Below are 15,926 nucleotides of genomic sequence, written 5' to 3' on the forward strand. Positions count from 1 at the left end.
CGTGGTGGACAGCACAAGCACACACACCACCGTCTTGTTGGAGGAGGCTGTGGATGCGCTCCTTCGCAAGCCGGAGCACACCCAGGACGCTAGCTCCCCGGCGACCTACGTGGACGCGACCTTTGGCCGCGGCGGGCATTCGCGCCTGCTGCTGTCGCGCATGGGCCCGCAAGACCGGCTGATCGCCTTCGACCGTGACCCTATGGCGATTGCCAGCGCCGCTGCGGTGGTCGATCCGCGCTTTTCGATTCGCCACCAGGCTTTCAGCAGCGTGGGCGAACTGCCCGAGGCCAGCGTCAGTGGCCTGCTGATGGACATTGGCGTGAGTTCGCCGCAAATCGACGACCCCACGCGTGGTTTCAGCTTTCGTTTTAATGGTCCGCTGGACATGCGTATGGACACCACGCGCGGCGAAAGTGTGGCCGACTGGTTGGCTACCGCAGAGGTTCAACAAATCGCAGAGGTGATACGTGACTACGGCGAAGAACGGTTTGCTGGCCCGATTGCAAAGGCGATTGTGGCTCGCCGAACAGAGCGCGGCCCCATCACAACCACTACCGAGCTGTCCGAGCTCGTGGCTGGTGCGGTCAAGACCCGTGAGGCCGGCCAGAACCCTGCCACGCGCACATTTCAAGCTTTTCGGATTTTCATCAATGCCGAGCTGGAAGAGCTCCAGCAAGCGCTAGACGGCGCGCTGCGTGTGCTGCAGCCCGGCGGCCGCCTGGTGGTGATCAGCTTTCATTCGCTGGAAGACCGCATCGTCAAGCAGTTCATCGCCAAACATGCGCGTGAAACCGTGGACCGCCGCGCCCCCGACTGGATGCTGGCCAAGCCTGCCGCCATGAAGCTGGAGGCGCTGGGCCGCATCAAACCAAGCAAAGACGAAGTAGACCGCAACCCGCGCTCACGCAGCGCGGTGATGCGTGTGGCCATCCGTACGGAGGTGGCATGACGCGTCTGAACCTCATGCTGCTGCTGGCGGTGCTGGTGAGTGCGCTGTATCTGGTGCACACCCAGTACGAGTCGCGCAGTCTGTTTGTCGAGCTGGACCGCGCCAACACCCTGGCGCGCAAGCTGGTGGTGGAAAACGAGCGCCTGCAGGTCGAGCGGCGCACCCAGGCCACGCCGCTGCGGGTGGAAAAGCTGGCCAAGGAACAACTGCAGATGCGCTCCAGCAGCCCCGCCATCACCCAATACGTGACCATGCAGGCCCAGGCCGCCGCACCCACCCAGGCCCCGGCGGCAGGCGCCAGCGCCGGCCGTGTGCAGGGCTTGCAAGGCAACGATTCCGCGAGGCCAGTGCAATGAGCCGCCGCAACGGAAGCCGCAACGCGAGTGTGAGCGTGCGTTATACCTCCAGCCCCTTGCTGGCGAGCAAAACGCCGGTGTGGCGCAGCAAGTTTGTGGTGGCCATGATTGCGCTGGGCTTTATTGGGCTGACCGCGCGCGCGGCCTACATCCAGGTGATTGGCAACGACTTCTTCATCCGCCAGGGTGAGGTGCGTTTTGCGCGCACGCTGGAGTTGCCGGCCAACCGTGGCCGCATCCTGGATCGCAATGGTTTGATCCTCGCGTCCAGCGTGATCGCCGCCAGCATTTGGGCCATTCCCGAAGACGTGGACCGCGATCCGGCCAAGCTCAAGGCCTTGGCGCGTTTGCTGGAAATGCCGCTGGCCGATCTGAACAAGAAGCTGGAGAACGAAGACAAAACCTTCGTCTGGATCAAACGCCAGGTCGACCAGCCGATTGCCCAGGAAATCGCCGCACTGGGCATCAAAGGTGTTTACCAGCGCCGCGAATACAAACGCGAATACCCCGAAGGTGAACCCATCGCACACGTGGTGGGTTTCACCAATGTGGAAGACCATGGCCAGGAAGGCATGGAGCTGGCGTTCGACAAAGAACTCGCCGGCAAGCCCGGCTCGCGCCGCGTCATCAAGGACCGCCTGGGCCGCGTGGTGGAAGACGTGGGTGACCAGGTGCCGCCGGTCGATGGCAAAGACATACAGCTCAGCGTGGACAGCAAGGTGCAGTTCTTCGCCTATCAGAAGCTGCGCGACTCGGTCATACAGCACAAGGCCAAAGCCGGCAGCGTGGTGGTCATGGACGCCATCACCGGTGAAGTGCTGGCCCTGGCCAACTATCCCAGCTACGACCCGAACAACCGCCGCCGCCTGAGCGGCGAGCAACTGCGCAACCGTGCGTTGACCGATACCTTCGAGCCCGGCTCCACCATGAAGCCCATCACCGTGGCGATGGCGCTGGAGGCTGGCCGCGTGACGCCGCAATCCTTGATCGACACCTCGCCAGGCCGTCTCACCATTACCGGCTCGACCATCACCGACACACACAACTACGGCTTGTTGACGGTGGAAGGTGTTATCCAGAAGTCGAGCAACGTGGGCGCCACCAAGATCGCGCAGCGTATGACGCCGCACGAAATGTGGGACACCTTCACCGCCGTGGGTTTTGGCCAGAAGCCGCAGATCACCTTCCCCGGCGCCGTGACCGGCCGCCTGCGCCCGTGGAAAACCTGGCGCCCGATCGAGCAGGCCACCATGTCTTATGGCTACGGTCTGTCGGCCTCGCTGTTCCAGATGGCGCATTCCTACACCGCGTTTTCGCACGATGGCGAGATCATTCCGGCCACCATGCTCAAGGGCACCGAGCCGGTGGTGGGCACACGGGTGTTCTCGCCCAAGACTGCGGTCGCCGTGCGCAAGATGCTGCAGATGGCGGCAGGCCCGGGCGGCACCGGCCAGAAGGCGCAAACCGTGGGTTATTCGGTGGGCGGCAAGTCCGGCACGGCGCACAAACAAGTCGGCAAGGGCTACGCCAGCAACCGCTACCGCTCGTGGTTCACCGGCATGGCGCCCATAGACAAACCCCGCGTCATCGTGGCCGTGATGCTGGACGAGCCCAGTGCCGGCCAATACTTCGGCGGCACCGTGGCCGCACCCGTGTTCAGTGAAGTGGTGCAGCAGACCCTGCGCCAAATGGGCGTGGCCCCGGACATGGATGTGAAACCACAGATCGTCGCCAACCCGGTCGAGGAGTCGTTCTGATGCAGGCGCTGAACTCGGTACACGGCGTGGTGACCTGGCTGCGCAGCCACGTCACCGGCGTGCTGCGTGTCGACAGCCGCCAGGTGCAGGCCGGCGACGGCTTCATCGCCTGGCCCGGCGCGGCCGTGGACGGTCGTGCCTTTGTGCCGAATGCGATGGCCAGCGGCGCTACCGCCTGCCTGATCGAACAAGCCGGCAGCGATGCCTTCCAACTCGACGGCACGCGTGGTGTGGCCAGTTTCCCCGGGCTCAAGGCGAGCACTGGCCCCATCGCCGCAGCTTATTACAACCAACCGTCTGAAGCCTTGTCGGTGCTGGCGGTGACCGGCACCAATGGCAAAACCTCCACCAGTTGGTGGTTGGCTCAGATGCTCTCGAAAGTAGAGCTGCCTGCGCCCATTCCGTGTGCGGTCATGGGCACTTTGGGGATTGGCATTCCGCCCGATGTGGTGGCCACCGGGCTGACCACGCCCAATCCCGTGCAACTGCAGCAGCAGTTCCGCCGTTTTGTGGACGAAGGCATCAGCGCCTGCGCCATCGAAGCCTCGTCCATCGGCATTGCCGAGCGCCGCTTGGATGGCACGAAGATCCGCGTCGCCATCTTCACCAATTTCACACAAGACCACCTCGACTACCACGGCAGCATGGCCGCCTACTGGCAGGCCAAGGAAGAGCTGTTCACCTGGCCCGGCCTGCAAGCCGCCGTGCTGAATGTGGACGACGTCAAAGGTGAAGCCCTGGCGCAAAAGTTGGCCGATGGCGCCCTGGATGTGTGGACCGTGTCCTGCGAACGCGATGCACGTCTGCGCGCCCTGGACATTGGCTACTCCGCGCTTGGCCTGCGCTTCACGCTTGCCGAGGGCGATGAGCGCCACCTGGTCGACACCCCGCTGATAGGCCTCTACAACGTGGCCAACATGCTGGGTGTGATGGCAGCCATGCGTGCGCTGGGTGTGCCCCTGGCCGAGGTGGTGCGGGTATGCGCCTTTGCCACGCCCGTGCCCGGCCGCATGGATTGCCTGAGCGAATTGGGCCAGCCCCTGGTGGCGATTGACTACGCCCACACGCCCGACGCGCTAGACAAGGCCCTGCAGGCCCTGCGCCCCATGGCCAAGGCGCGCGGCGGCAAGCTGTGGTGTGTGTTTGGTTGTGGTGGCGACCGCGATCCGGCCAAGCGCCCGCTGATGGCGGCCGTGGCCGAAAAACAAAGCGATGTGCTGGTGGTGACCAGCGACAACCCGCGCAGTGAGCGGCCCGAGGCCATCATCAGCCAGATCCTGCTCGGCGTGTGCAACCGCGCAGGTGTGCAGGTGCAGGCCGATCGTGCGTTGGCCATTGCCGAGACTCTGGCCCAGGCCGATGCACGCGACGTGGTGCTGCTGGCTGGCAAAGGCCACGAAGCCACACAAGAAATTGCAGGCGTGAAACACGTTTTTTCCGATAAATCCCACGCGCAGGCTGCTCTTGAGCGCCGCGCCGTTTTGAAAACAGGTGCTTCGGCATGAGCGCCACCATCATGATGACCCTGGAGCAGGCCTTGGCCTGGCTCCCCGGCGGCCGCCTGTTCGGCGCCGCCGACACGCCTATCAAGCGTGTACATACCGATACCCGTAGCCTGCAGCCCGGCGACCTGTTTGTGGCGCTGCACGGCGAACGTTTTGACGCCAACGACATGTTGGCCCAGGCCAAGGCCAGTGGTGCCGTGGCGGCCTTGTGCCACCCTGGCGCCAGTGGCGGTTTTGCCCAGCACGGCCTGCCGTGTATCGAGGTGGCCGATACCTTGGCTGCACTCGGCGCCTTAGGCACGGCCTGGCGCGCACAGTTCACGCTGCCGCTGATCGCCGTGACCGGCAGCAACGGCAAAACCACGGTGACGCAAATGATTGCGGCCATACTGCGCGCGGCTGTGGATGGTGAGGCCGACGCCTCGCTCGCCACCCAGGGCAACTACAACAACGACATTGGTGTGCCACTCACGCTGCTGCGCCTGCGTGCCAGCCACAAGCTCGCGGTGGTCGAACTGGGCATGAACCACCCCGGCGAAATCGCCAAGCTGGCCGCGATGGCCAGGCCCACGGTGGCGCTGGTGAACAACGCCCAGCGCGAACACATGGAGTTCATGGCCACGGTGGAAGCCGTGGCGCAGGAGAACGGCGAAGTGTTCGCCGCCTTGCCAGCCGATGGTGTGGCCGTGTTTCCGGCCGATGAGCCCTACTGCGAACTGTGGCGTGGCCTGGCTGCGGGCCGTCGCTGCAGCACCTTTGCCTGGGACAACAGCGCACATGTGGGCGCCGATGTTTCGGCGGCGGGCAAGCCGGTCTGGGAACACAGCGCCTGGCAGGCCGCGGCGCACACGCCCGCTGGTGCGTTGCTGCTGACACTGCACATCGCCGGCCAACACAACGTGAAGAATGCCTTGGCGGCCACCGCTTGTGCCTTGGCGGCGGGTGTGCCGCTGGAGGCCATTGGCCGTGGCCTGGCGGCGTTCGAGCCGGTCAAGGGCCGTTCACGTGCGTTGCCCGTGGCGTGGCAGGGCCGCGCCATCACCCTGGTGGATGACAGCTACAACGCCAACCCCGATTCGGTGCTGGCCGCCATAGACGTGTTGGCTGCATTGCCCGGCCCACGCCTGCTGGTGCTGGGCGACATGGGCGAAGTGGGTGACCAGGGGCCGCAGTTCCATACCGAGATGGGCCTGCGCGCGCGCGAAGTCGGCATCGAACATGTGTTCACGCTGGGTGAGCTGGCGCTACACGTGGCCAGCAGTTTTGGCGCTGGCCAGCATTTTGAAAACATCGACGCGCTGAATGCCGCCGTGCGCGCGATGTTGCCCGAGGTTGCGAGTATTTTGGTCAAAGGCTCTCGTTTTATGCAGATGCCACGCGTGGTCGAGTTTGTGCAATCCCAAACCCAGCCCAATACGCTCCCCGCATCTGCCACAACAACAAAAATGAAGGAGCCGCCCCATGCTGCTTAGCCTGGCCCAATGGCTGCAAACCCTGTCGCCCGAGTTCGGGTTTTTTCGCGTTTTCCAGTACCTGACTTTCCGCGCGGTGATGGCCGCCATGACGGCGCTGCTCATCGGTGTGCTCGCCGGCCCGTTTGTGATTCGCAAGCTGGCCGAACTCAAAGTCGGCCAGCCTATCCGTGGTTATGGCATGGAAACCCACCTCGCCAAACAAGGCACACCCACCATGGGCGGGGTGCTGATTCTGCTGACCATTGCCATCTCCACCTTGTTGTGGTTTGACCTGACCAACCGCTTTGTCTGGATCACCATGTTGGTGACCTTTGGCTTCGGCGCCATTGGCTGGGTGGACGACTGGAGAAAGGTGGTCAACAAAGACCCCGAGGGCATGCGCTCGCGCGAAAAATACTTCTGGCAATCACTCATCGGCCTGTTGGCCGCTTTGTATTTGGTGTTCAGCATTTCCGAGAACTCCAACTGGCGCGTGATGGAGCTTTTCTTCAGCTGGGTGCAGTCGGGCTTTGATGTGAACCTGCCGCCCAAGGCCGGCCTGCAAGTGCCGTTCTTCAAGGAAGTGACCTACCCGCTGGGTGTGCTCGGTTTTGTGATCATGACCTACCTGGTCATCGTCGGCTCCAGCAATGCGGTGAACCTGACCGACGGTCTGGACGGCCTGGCCATCATGCCGGTGGTGATGGTGGGCTCGGCCCTGGGTGTGTTTGCCTACATCAGCGGCAGCGCGGTGTTTTCGCGCTACCTGTTCTTTCCGCACATTCCGGGCGCTGGCGAGTTGCTGGTGTTCTGTGCCGCCATGGCCGGTGCCGGCCTGGCCTTCCTGTGGTTCAACGCCTATCCGGCGCAGGTGTTCATGGGCGACGTGGGCGCGCTGGCGCTGGGCGGCGCCTTGGGCACCATCGCCGTCATCGTGCGCCAGGAAATTGTGCTGGCCATCATGGGCGGCATCTTTGTGGTGGAAGCCTTGTCGGTGATGCTGCAGGTGAGCTACTTCAAATACACCAAGAAGCGTTTTGGCACAGGCCGGCGTCTGTTCAAGATGGCGCCGCTGCACCACCATTTTGAGAAGAGCGGCTGGAAAGAAACCCAGGTGGTGGTGCGCTTCTGGATCATCACCATGTTGTTGTGCCTCATCGGCCTGTCGACCTTGAAGTTGCGCTGATCACATGCTGCACCTCAAAGACCTCCACGTTCTGATCCTCGGCCTGGGCGCGTCTGGCCTGGCGATGGCACGCTGGTGCGCGCGCCATGAGGCGGTGGTCACCGTGGCCGATACCCGTGAAGCCCCGCCGCAGTTGGCCGCTTTGCAGCGCGACGTGCCGGGTGCGCAGTTTGTCGGTGGCGCGTTTAGCGCTGCCTTGGTGGAAGCCACGCCGATCCGCGCGGTCTACCGTTCACCCGGCCTCACGCCGCAAACGCTGGCCCCTGTGATGGACGCGGCGCGTGCCATGGGCCTGGTGTTGGGCGGTGAGCTGGATTTGTTCAGCCAGGCGCTCCGCGACCTGACCCTGCAGAGCCAGGAAATCCTCGCCGCGCAAGCTGCCGCAGAGGCTGCAGCCGCAGCCGAGTCCGCTGACGAGGCAGTCGTGGAGGCTGCGCCGGTCGCACAAGCGGTGACTGAAGACGTCGCTGAAGATGCGGCCGAAGACGCCCCGGCCGAAGCCGAACTCAAAGACAGCTTTGATGCCGACGAACCGCTGATCACCCTGCGTGCACCCGAACCCGTGCCCGTAGGCTACCAGCCCGTGGTGCTGGCCATCACCGGCACCAACGGCAAAACCACCGTGACCTCACTCACCGGGCAACTGGTGGAGCGTGCCGGCAAAACCGTGGCGGTGGCCGGCAACATCGGCCCCACGCTGCTCGACACGCTGAGCGAACACCTGGACAAGACCCCCGACCTGTGCCAAATGCCACAGGTCTGGGTGCTGGAGCTGTCGAGCTTTCAGCTCGACGCGTCGAACCAGTTCGAGCCCACGGCCGCCACGGTGCTGAATCTTTCGCAAGACCACCTCGACTGGCACGGCAGCATGGAGGCCTATGCGGCCGCCAAGGCACGTGTGTTCGGCCGCAACGGTTTGATGCTGTTGAACCGCGACGATGCGGCGGTGATGGCCATGCTGCCACCGCCCGTGCGGGTGAAGCTGCAAAAGCCGCAGCTGCGTGCACATGTGACCTTCGGCGCCGACATGCCACAACGTCCCGGCGACTTCGGCCTGGAAATCATGAACGGCATGACCTGGCTGGTGCGTGCGCTGGAGGCCGATGAAACCAAACGCAAACGCAACGAGGCCGCAGAAGACCTGCACATCCAGCGCCTGATGCCCGCCGATGCGCTGCGCATCCGCGGCCGTCACAACGCCGTCAACGCCTTGTCGGCGCTGGCGCTGGCGGTATCCGCCGGCTGTGCACTCGCGCCCATGTTATTTGGCCTGCGTGAATACCACGGCGAACCCCACCGCGTGGAGTCCATCGCGCTGGTCGGTGATGTGGAATATTTTGACGACAGCAAGGGCACAAACGTGGGCGCCACGGTGGCGGCCATGAACGGCCTGGGCGCCGAGCGCCGCGTGGTGCTGATTCTCGGGGGAGACGGCAAGGGGCAGGACTTCAGCCCGCTGGCCGAGCCCGTGGCGCGTTATGCACGCGCGGTGGTGCTCATAGGCCGCGATGCGCCGCAGATTCGCGCTGCGCTGGAGGGCACGGGTGTGTCGCTGCAAGATGCCGGTGGCAGCCCCGAATCCATGGCGCAAGCCGTGAAGCTGGCGGCCCAGCGCGCGCAGCCGGGCGATGCCGTGCTGATGTCGCCGGCCTGCGCCAGCTTCGACATGTTCGACAACTACGAGCACCGCGCCAGGATGTTTGTGGCGGCGGTGCAGGCGTTGCAGGACCACGATGCCCTGGGCACGGATGACGAAGGGCGTCACGCATGAGCCTGTTCTCGTCACTGCAGTGGCCGACTTGGTTCAAGGGCTTGCCCAAGACGGCGGCCGATGCCTTGCCCGTGCGTTTGGGGGCTAGCGGTTTCTCGCGTATGCCGAGCAAGCCGGTGCTGGTCAAAGGTTTCGATCAGCCGCTGCTGTGGGTCACCGTAGCCCTGTTGGCATGGGGCCTGGTGATGGTCTATTCGGCCTCCATTGCCATGCCGGACAACCCACGCTTCGCCAACTACGCCCACACCCACTTCCTGGTGCGCCACATGATTGCGATTGTGGTGGCGTTTCTGTTTGGCTTGCTGGCATTTCAGGTGCCGCTGCAAACCTGGGAGCGCTGGGCGCCGTGGTTGTTTGTGTTTGCGCTGGTGCTGCTGATCATGGTGCTGATTCCGTTCATCGGCAAAGGGGTCAACGGGGCACGCCGCTGGATCTCGCTAGGCGTGATGAACTTTCAGCCGTCGGAGCTGGCCAAGCTGGCGATCCTGTTTTATGCCGCCAACTACATGGTGCGCAAGATGGACGTGAAGGAGAACTTCTTCCGCGCCGTGATGCCCATGGGTGTGGCCGTGGCCGTGGTGGGTGTGCTGCTGCTGGCCGAGCCCGACATGGGCGCCTTCATGGTGATCGCGGTGATCGCCATGGGCATTCTGTTCCTGGGCGGCGTGAACGCACGTATGTTCTTCCTGATTGCAACCATTCTGGTGGTGGCCTTTGGTTTGATGATTGCGCTGAGCGATTGGCGCCGCGAGCGTATCTTTGCCTACCTCGACCCCTGGGGCGAGAAATACGCGCTGGGCAAGGGCTACCAGCTCTCGCACTCGCTGATCGCCATTGGCCGAGGCGAAATTTTTGGCGTGGGCCTGGGTGGCAGTGTCGAAAAACTGCACTGGTTGCCCGAAGCGCACACCGACTTCCTGCTCGCCGTGATCGGCGAAGAGTTCGGCCTGATGGGGGTGGTCTGTGTGATAGGCCTGTTCTTCTGGCTCACGCGCCGCCTGATGCACATCGGCCGCCAGGCCATCGCGCTGGACCGTGTGTTTGCCGGGCTGGTGGCGCAGGGTGTGGGTGTGTGGATGGGCTTCCAGACCTTCATCAACATGGGCGTGAACCTGGGCGCACTGCCGACCAAGGGGCTGACGCTGCCACTGATGAGTTTTGGCGGTTCGGCGATATTGATGAACGTGGTGGCGATTGCTGTTGTTCTCCGGGTGGACTATGAGAACAGACAGTTGATGCATGGGGGCAGGGTATGACGAGCAAGCAACCCTGCGCCTTGATCATGGCTGGCGGCACTGGCGGCCACATCTTCCCCGGCCTGGCCGTGGCCGAGACACTGCGCGCACGCGGCTGGCGTGTGCACTGGCTGGGTGTGCCCGGCAGCATGGAAAGCCAACTTGTGCCGCCGCGCGGTTTTGCGTTCGAGCCGGTCAACTTCTCCGGTGTGCGTGGCAAGGGTGCCATGACGCTGGCGCTGCTGCCGCTGCGCCTGTTGCGCGCCTTCTGGCAAAGCCTGAAGGTGGTGCGCCGGGTGCGGCCCGATGTGGTGGTGGGCCTGGGCGGCTACATCGCTTTTCCCGGCGGCATGATGGGTGTGCTGATGCAAAAGCCCTTGGTGCTGCACGAGCAGAACTCGGTGGCCGGCATGGTCAACAAAGCGCTGGCGGCGGTGGCCGACCGGGTGTTCACGGCCTTTCCCAATGCCTTGCCCAAAGCGCAGTGGGTGGGCAACCCGCTGCGCGAGGCGTTTTTGCACCAGTCCGACCCTGTGACACGTTTCACCGGCCGCAGCGGCCCGTTGAAGGTGCTGGTGGTGGGCGGTAGCCTGGGCGCGCGTGCGCTCAACGAAGTGGTGCCACAGGCCTTGGCCTTGATCCCGGCCGACCAGCGTCCGCTGGTGGTTCACCAAAGCGGCGCCAAACAACTCGAAGCCTTGCGCGCCAACTATGCGGCGGCGGGTGTTGATGCCGAATTAACCGCGTTCATCGACGACACGGCCAAAGCCTATGCCGAGGCCGACCTGGTGATCTGCCGCGCCGGTGCCAGCACCGTGACCGAACTGGCGGCCGTGGGCGCCGCGGCCTTGTTTGTGCCTTTCCCGGCCGCAGTCGACGACCACCAGACCACCAACGCCCAGTTCCTGGTGGGCCACGGCGCCGGCTGGCTGGTGCAGCAATCGGCGCTGACGGCCGAATGCCTGGCTGAAAAGCTGCAAAAAATAGAGCGGCCGGCGCTGTTGCGCTGTGCCTTGGAAGCTAAAAAGATGCAAAAACTCGGCGCCGCAGAAGCGGTGGCCGATGCCTGCGCTGCGCTGGTGGCTGGTGATCAAGCCGCTGTGGCCGCGCAGGTGAAGACTGGAGACACCCCATGAAACACGCCATTCGACACATCCACTTCGTGGGCATTGGCGGCATAGGCATGAGCGGCATTGCCGAAGTGCTGTTTAACCTGGGCTACGTGATTTCGGGCTCCGACCTGGCCGACAGCGCCACGCTGCGCCGCCTGAACAGCCTGGGCATCACCACCACCATAGGCCATGCGGCAGAGAACGTGGCAGCGGCCGACGCCGTGGTCACCAGCACGGCGGTGAAGGCCGACAACCCCGAAGTGCTGATGGCGCGCGAGAAACATATTCCGGTCGTGCCACGCGCGCTGATGCTGGCCGAGCTGATGCGCCTGAAGCAGGGCATTGCCATTGCCGGCACCCACGGCAAAACCACCACCACCAGCCTGGTGGCGAGTGTGCTGGCCGAGGCCGGGTTGGACCCGACCTACGTGATTGGCGGGCGGCTGAACAGCGCCGGCGCCAACGCCAGGCTGGGCAGCGGCGACTACATCGTGGTCGAGGCCGACGAATCCGACGCCTCGTTCCTGAACCTGTTGCCGGTGATGGCGGTGGTGACCAACATCGACGCCGACCACATGGAAACCTATGGCCATGACTTCGGCAATCTGAAGAAGGCGTTTGTTGACTTCCTGCACCGCATGCCGTTCTACGGCACGGCGGTGTTGTGCATAGACGATGCGGCGGTGCGCGAGATCGTGCCGCAAGTCACCTGCCCGGTCACCAGCTACGGCTTTGACGAAGCCGCCCAGGTGCGCGCCATCAATGTGCGCGCCGTCGGCGGTCAAATGCACTTCACGGTGCAGCGGCGCAATGGTGTCACGCTGCCCGATCTGGACGTGGTGCTGAACCTCGCCGGTCGGCACAACGTGCTGAATGCCTTGTCGGCCATCGCCATCGCGGTGGAGCTGAACGTGCCCGATGCGGCGGTACAAAAAGCCCTGGCCGAGTTCCGTGGCGTGGGCCGGCGCTTCCAGCCTTATGGCGAGGTGCCGGCGGTCGATGGCGGCAGCTTCACGGTGATCGACGACTATGGCCACCACCCGGTGGAGATGGCCGCCACGCTGGCCGCCGCACGCGGGGCCTTCCCTGGGCGGCGCCTGGTACTGGCATTCCAGCCGCACCGCTACAGCCGCACACGCGACTGTTTTGAAGATTTTGTGAAAGTCATTGGCGACGCCGATGTGGTGCTGCTGTCCGAGGTCTACCCCGCTGGCGAGGCGCCGATTGTGGCCGCCGATGGCCGCGCCTTGACACGTGCGCTGCGTGTGGCGGGCAAGGTGGAGCCGGTGTTTGTCGACGACATCGCGGCCATGCCGCAAGCGATTGCGGAGAACGCGCGCGCGGGCGACGTGGTGTTGTGCATGGGCGCGGGCTCGATTGGCGCCGTGGCCGGCAAAGTGGTTGAGATGCTATCGAAAGTAGAGCTATCTACGCAGAAGGGTGGGGCGGTATGAGCCAAAACGGCTTGAATCTGGGCAAGGTGGCGGTGCTGATGGGCGGGTTTTCTGCCGAGCGCGAGGTGTCGCTGATGTCGGGCAACGGCGTGCTGCAGGCCTTGCGCAGCCGGGGTGTGGACGCACACGCGTTCGACCCCTCAGAGCGTGATCTGACCGAGCTCAAGCGTGACGGTTTTGCGCGCTGCTTCATCGCGCTGCATGGCCGCTTTGGTGAAGACGGCACGGTGCAGGGCGCCCTGGAGTTGCTCGGCATTCCCTACACCGGCTCGGGTGTGATGGCCTCCAGCATCGCCATTGACAAGGTCATGACCAAGCGCATCTGGCGCGCCGACGGGCTGCGTACGCCGGGCTGGTTTGAAGTCAACAGCGCCGAGGCGACGCGCCAGGCCTTTGCCGCGTTGGGTGTGCCCATGATTGTGAAGCCCGCGCGTGAAGGTTCCACCATAGGCCTGACCAAGGTCTACACCGCCGAGCAATGCGCCGAAGCCTACCGCCTGGCCGCGCAGCACGACGATCTGGTGTTGTGTGAGCAGTTCATACGCGGCGACGAAGTCACCTGCCCCATCCTCGGCACCGGGGCTTCTGCGCGCGTGTTGCCGGTGATACGCATCGTGGCGCCCGAAGGCAACTACGACTACAACAACAAGTACTTTACCGACGACACCCAATACCTGGTGCCCGCCGGTCTGCCGGAAGGCGAAGAAGAAGCCATTCAAGAGCTGGTGCACAAGGCCTATCTGTCGCTGGGCTGCCGTGGCTGGGCGCGTGCCGACGTGATGATTGACGCCAGCACCCGCCAGCCCTACCTGCTGGAGATCAATACCTCTCCCGGCATGACAGGCCACTCGCTGGTGCCCATGTCGGCGCGTGCGGCCGGCATCTCCTACGAAGAACTGTGTGTGCAACTGCTGCAGGGGGCGACGCGCGACTATCTCGACCACCTGGACCACGCCGCTCCCGCCGCTGGAGGCGCCGCCGCATGAGAAAACCACTGGCCATGCCTGTCGACGTCAAGCTCATGAACATGACCGCTTCGGTCCTGTTTGTGGGCATGGCCGTCGCGCTGCTGGCCAGTGTGTTGTGGTGGGGTCTGCGCCAGCCGGTGTTTGCGATTCGCGGCATCTCGGTGCTGGGCGATGTCACACACAACAACGTGGTGACGCTCAACGCCAACGTGGGCGCCAAGCTGCGCGGCAACTTCTTCACCGTGGACCTGATGGAGGTGAAAAGCGCTTTCGAGTCCGTGCCCTGGGTGCGCCGCGCCGAAGTGCGCCGTGAGTTCCCCAACCGCTTGCGCGTGGTGCTGCAGGAGCACCAGGCCGCCGCCTTCTGGGGGCCGGATGGCGAGTCCAAGCTGTTGAACAACTACGGCGAGATTTTTGAAGCCAACGTGGATGAAGCCGGCCGCGAAGACCTGCCGCACCTCAACGGTCCCATAGACGAGGCGGGCCAGGTGCTGGGCATGTACCGCACGTTGGTGCCGCTGTTCGAGCCGCTGGACGCCACGCTGGAAGACCTGAGTCTGAGCAACCGTGGCGGTTGGCTGGCCAAGACCGAAAGCGGCGCCGAGATCGAACTTGGCCGGGGCAATGCCGACGACGTGGTGCGCCGCCTGCAAAGATTTTTAAGCACGGTGACCCAGGTCACCAGCCAGTATGGCCGGACCCTAGACGCAGTAGAGCGGGCCGACCTGCGCTACGACGAGGGTTATGCGCTGCGCATGAATGGTGTGACCACGGTGACCTCACCGTTGCCCACACCCAGAAAGAAATAAGGGAAACAGGAAGGCTGTATGGCAAAAGAGTACAAAGATCTGGTGGTCGGCCTCGACATCGGCACCGCTAAAGTCATGGTGGTGGTGGCCGAGGTCATGTCGGGTGGCGAGCTCAAGCTGGCCGGCTTTGGCGTGGCCCCCAGCAACGGGCTCAAGCGTGGCGTGGTGGTCAACATCGACGCCACGGTACAGAGCATCCAGCTGGCGCTCAAAGAGGCCGAGCTGATGGCCGACTGCAAGATCTCGCATGTCTACACCGGCATCACCGGCAGTCATGTGCGCGGCATCAATTCCAGCGGCATGGTGGCGGTGAAAGACCGCGAGGTCACCGCCGCCGACGTGGCGCGTGTGGTCGAAACCGCCAAGGCCATCAACATCTCCACCGACCAGCGCCTGCTGCTGGTCGAGCCGCAGGAGTTTGTGATCGACGGTCAGGACGTGAAAGAGCCGATAGGCATGAGCGGCATACGCCTGGAAGCCAAGGTGCACATCGTCACCGGCGCGCAAAGTGCTGCGGAAAACATCATCAAGTGTGTGCGCCGCTGCGGTCTGGACGTGGACCAGCTGATGCTGAACCCGCTGGCCTCCAGCCTCTCGGTCTTGACGGCCGACGAACGCGAGCTGGGTGTGGCCCTGGTGGACATTGGCGCGGGCACCACCGATGTGGCGGTGTTCACCAATGGCGCCATACGCCACACGGCGGTGATCCCGATTGCCGGCGATTTGATCACCAGCGACATCGCGATGGCGCTAAGGACTCCGACCAAAGATGCCGAAGACATCAAGGTGGAGAACGGCTGCGCCAAGCAACTGCTGGCTGATCCGGACGCGCAGGTGGAAGTGCCCGGCCTGGGCGACCGTGGCCCGCGCATGTTGAGCCGACAAGCCTTGGCCGGTGTGATCGAACCACGGGTCGAAGAGATTTATTCGCTGGTGCACCAGGTGATCCGCGAGTCGGGCTACGAGGAAGTGTTGTCCTCGGGCATCGTGCTCACCGGTGGCAGCGCGGTGATGCCGGGCATGGTGGAGCTGGGCGAAGACATCTTCTTGAAGCCGGTGCGCCGTGGCCTGCCCAAGTATTCCGGTGCCCTGTCCGACATGGTGGGCCAGCCACGTGCTGCCACCGTCATGGGTCTGCTGGAGGAGGCGCGTATTGCCCGTCTGCGTGGTTTCAAGGTGGCGCAGAAAAATGGTTCCATGAAAACGGCGGTGGGCCGTGTCAAAGACTGGTTTATCGGGAACTTCTGATGCATGCTGTGTGTTTAACCCACTGGTATGCGCGGGGTAGCCCGCAGGGCCCGCCGTCCAGACGATGGCGAAGCTCTTATCCGCCATGGCGCGAGCCGTGTGAGCCTGGTAGGGGCCGA

The 15,926-nt window shown here is 64.0% G+C and carries 13 protein-coding genes; all 13 read left to right on the forward strand.

Annotated features, from left to right (window positions below):
- The first annotated feature begins 4 nt into the window (after positions 1-4).
- From rsmH to ftsA, 13 genes are read left to right on the forward strand one after another with little or no spacing between them, the layout of a single operon-like run.
- The gene (gene rsmH / locus ACFQ95_RS07540; protein WP_422830228.1) at positions 5-952 is read left to right on the forward strand and encodes a 16S rRNA (cytosine(1402)-N(4))-methyltransferase RsmH; all 948 of its coding nucleotides are present in this window, start codon (positions 5-7) and stop codon (positions 950-952) included.
- Entirely contained in the window at positions 949-1,308 is a 360-nt protein-coding gene (ftsL, locus tag ACFQ95_RS07545; RefSeq protein ID WP_422830229.1) for a cell division protein FtsL, read from the forward strand. Before rsmH ends, ftsL begins: the two co-directional genes overlap by 4 nt.
- On the forward strand, positions 1,305-3,065 hold the full coding sequence (locus ACFQ95_RS07550; RefSeq protein ID WP_422830230.1) for a peptidoglycan D,D-transpeptidase FtsI family protein: 1,761 nt from the start codon (positions 1,305-1,307) through the stop codon (positions 3,063-3,065). Before ftsL ends, ACFQ95_RS07550 begins: the two co-directional genes overlap by 4 nt.
- Entirely contained in the window at positions 3,065-4,570 is a 1,506-nt protein-coding gene (locus tag ACFQ95_RS07555) for a UDP-N-acetylmuramoyl-L-alanyl-D-glutamate--2,6-diaminopimelate ligase (protein ID WP_422830231.1), read from the forward strand. The genes ACFQ95_RS07550 and ACFQ95_RS07555 overlap by 1 nt, the downstream gene beginning before the upstream one ends.
- On the forward strand, positions 4,567-6,042 hold the full coding sequence (locus ACFQ95_RS07560; protein WP_422830232.1) for a UDP-N-acetylmuramoyl-tripeptide--D-alanyl-D-alanine ligase: 1,476 nt from the start codon (positions 4,567-4,569) through the stop codon (positions 6,040-6,042). Before ACFQ95_RS07555 ends, ACFQ95_RS07560 begins: the two co-directional genes overlap by 4 nt.
- Positions 6,032-7,210: a phospho-N-acetylmuramoyl-pentapeptide-transferase gene (gene mraY / locus ACFQ95_RS07565; RefSeq protein ID WP_422830233.1), complete on the forward strand. Its 1,179-nt coding sequence runs from the start codon at positions 6,032-6,034 to the stop codon at positions 7,208-7,210. Before ACFQ95_RS07560 ends, mraY begins: the two co-directional genes overlap by 11 nt.
- 4 nt (positions 7,211-7,214) lie before the next feature.
- Entirely contained in the window at positions 7,215-8,981 is a 1,767-nt protein-coding gene (gene murD / locus ACFQ95_RS07570) for a UDP-N-acetylmuramoyl-L-alanine--D-glutamate ligase (RefSeq protein WP_422830234.1), read from the forward strand.
- The gene (ftsW, locus tag ACFQ95_RS07575) at positions 8,978-10,237 is read left to right on the forward strand and encodes a putative lipid II flippase FtsW (RefSeq protein ID WP_422830235.1); all 1,260 of its coding nucleotides are present in this window, start codon (positions 8,978-8,980) and stop codon (positions 10,235-10,237) included. Before murD ends, ftsW begins: the two co-directional genes overlap by 4 nt.
- The gene (murG, locus tag ACFQ95_RS07580; protein WP_422830236.1) at positions 10,234-11,352 is read left to right on the forward strand and encodes an undecaprenyldiphospho-muramoylpentapeptide beta-N-acetylglucosaminyltransferase; all 1,119 of its coding nucleotides are present in this window, start codon (positions 10,234-10,236) and stop codon (positions 11,350-11,352) included. The genes ftsW and murG overlap by 4 nt, the downstream gene beginning before the upstream one ends.
- Entirely contained in the window at positions 11,349-12,782 is a 1,434-nt protein-coding gene (murC, locus tag ACFQ95_RS07585) for a UDP-N-acetylmuramate--L-alanine ligase (protein WP_422830237.1), read from the forward strand. The genes murG and murC overlap by 4 nt, the downstream gene beginning before the upstream one ends.
- Positions 12,779-13,768: a D-alanine--D-alanine ligase gene (locus tag ACFQ95_RS07590; protein ID WP_422830238.1), complete on the forward strand. Its 990-nt coding sequence runs from the start codon at positions 12,779-12,781 to the stop codon at positions 13,766-13,768. Before murC ends, ACFQ95_RS07590 begins: the two co-directional genes overlap by 4 nt.
- Positions 13,765-14,559 carry a cell division protein FtsQ/DivIB gene (locus ACFQ95_RS07595; RefSeq protein WP_422830239.1) on the forward strand — a complete coding sequence of 265 codons (795 nt, stop codon included), beginning with the start codon at positions 13,765-13,767 and terminating at the stop codon, positions 14,557-14,559. Before ACFQ95_RS07590 ends, ACFQ95_RS07595 begins: the two co-directional genes overlap by 4 nt.
- Before the next feature lie 18 nt (positions 14,560-14,577).
- Positions 14,578-15,807: a cell division protein FtsA gene (gene ftsA, locus ACFQ95_RS07600; protein ID WP_422830240.1), complete on the forward strand. Its 1,230-nt coding sequence runs from the start codon at positions 14,578-14,580 to the stop codon at positions 15,805-15,807.
- Positions 15,808-15,926 lie beyond the last annotated feature (119 nt).

This window comes from Variovorax sp. HJSM1_2 (assembly GCF_049316285.1).
GTDB lineage: Bacteria > Pseudomonadota > Gammaproteobacteria > Burkholderiales > Burkholderiaceae_C > Rhodoferax_B.

Bases quoted from the DNA above. Each gene is read 5' to 3' on its own strand.
- murC (WP_422830237.1), top strand. From the start codon at position 11,349: ATGAAACACGCCATTCGACACATCCACTTCGTGGGCATTGGCGGCATA.
- ftsA (WP_422830240.1), top strand. From the start codon at position 14,578: ATGGCAAAAGAGTACAAAGATCTGGTGGTCGGCCTCGACATCGGCACC.
- ACFQ95_RS07595 (WP_422830239.1), top strand. From the start codon at position 13,765: ATGAGAAAACCACTGGCCATGCCTGTCGACGTCAAGCTCATGAACATG.
- murD (WP_422830234.1), top strand. From the start codon at position 7,215: ATGCTGCACCTCAAAGACCTCCACGTTCTGATCCTCGGCCTGGGCGCG.
- ftsW (WP_422830235.1), top strand. From the start codon at position 8,978: ATGAGCCTGTTCTCGTCACTGCAGTGGCCGACTTGGTTCAAGGGCTTG.
- ACFQ95_RS07560 (WP_422830232.1), top strand. From the start codon at position 4,567: ATGAGCGCCACCATCATGATGACCCTGGAGCAGGCCTTGGCCTGGCTC.
- murG (WP_422830236.1), top strand. From the start codon at position 10,234: ATGACGAGCAAGCAACCCTGCGCCTTGATCATGGCTGGCGGCACTGGC.
- ACFQ95_RS07550 (WP_422830230.1), top strand. From the start codon at position 1,305: ATGAGCCGCCGCAACGGAAGCCGCAACGCGAGTGTGAGCGTGCGTTAT.
- ACFQ95_RS07555 (WP_422830231.1), top strand. From the start codon at position 3,065: ATGCAGGCGCTGAACTCGGTACACGGCGTGGTGACCTGGCTGCGCAGC.
- ACFQ95_RS07590 (WP_422830238.1), top strand. From the start codon at position 12,779: ATGAGCCAAAACGGCTTGAATCTGGGCAAGGTGGCGGTGCTGATGGGC.
- ftsL (WP_422830229.1), top strand. From the start codon at position 949: ATGACGCGTCTGAACCTCATGCTGCTGCTGGCGGTGCTGGTGAGTGCG.
- mraY (WP_422830233.1), top strand. From the start codon at position 6,032: ATGCTGCTTAGCCTGGCCCAATGGCTGCAAACCCTGTCGCCCGAGTTC.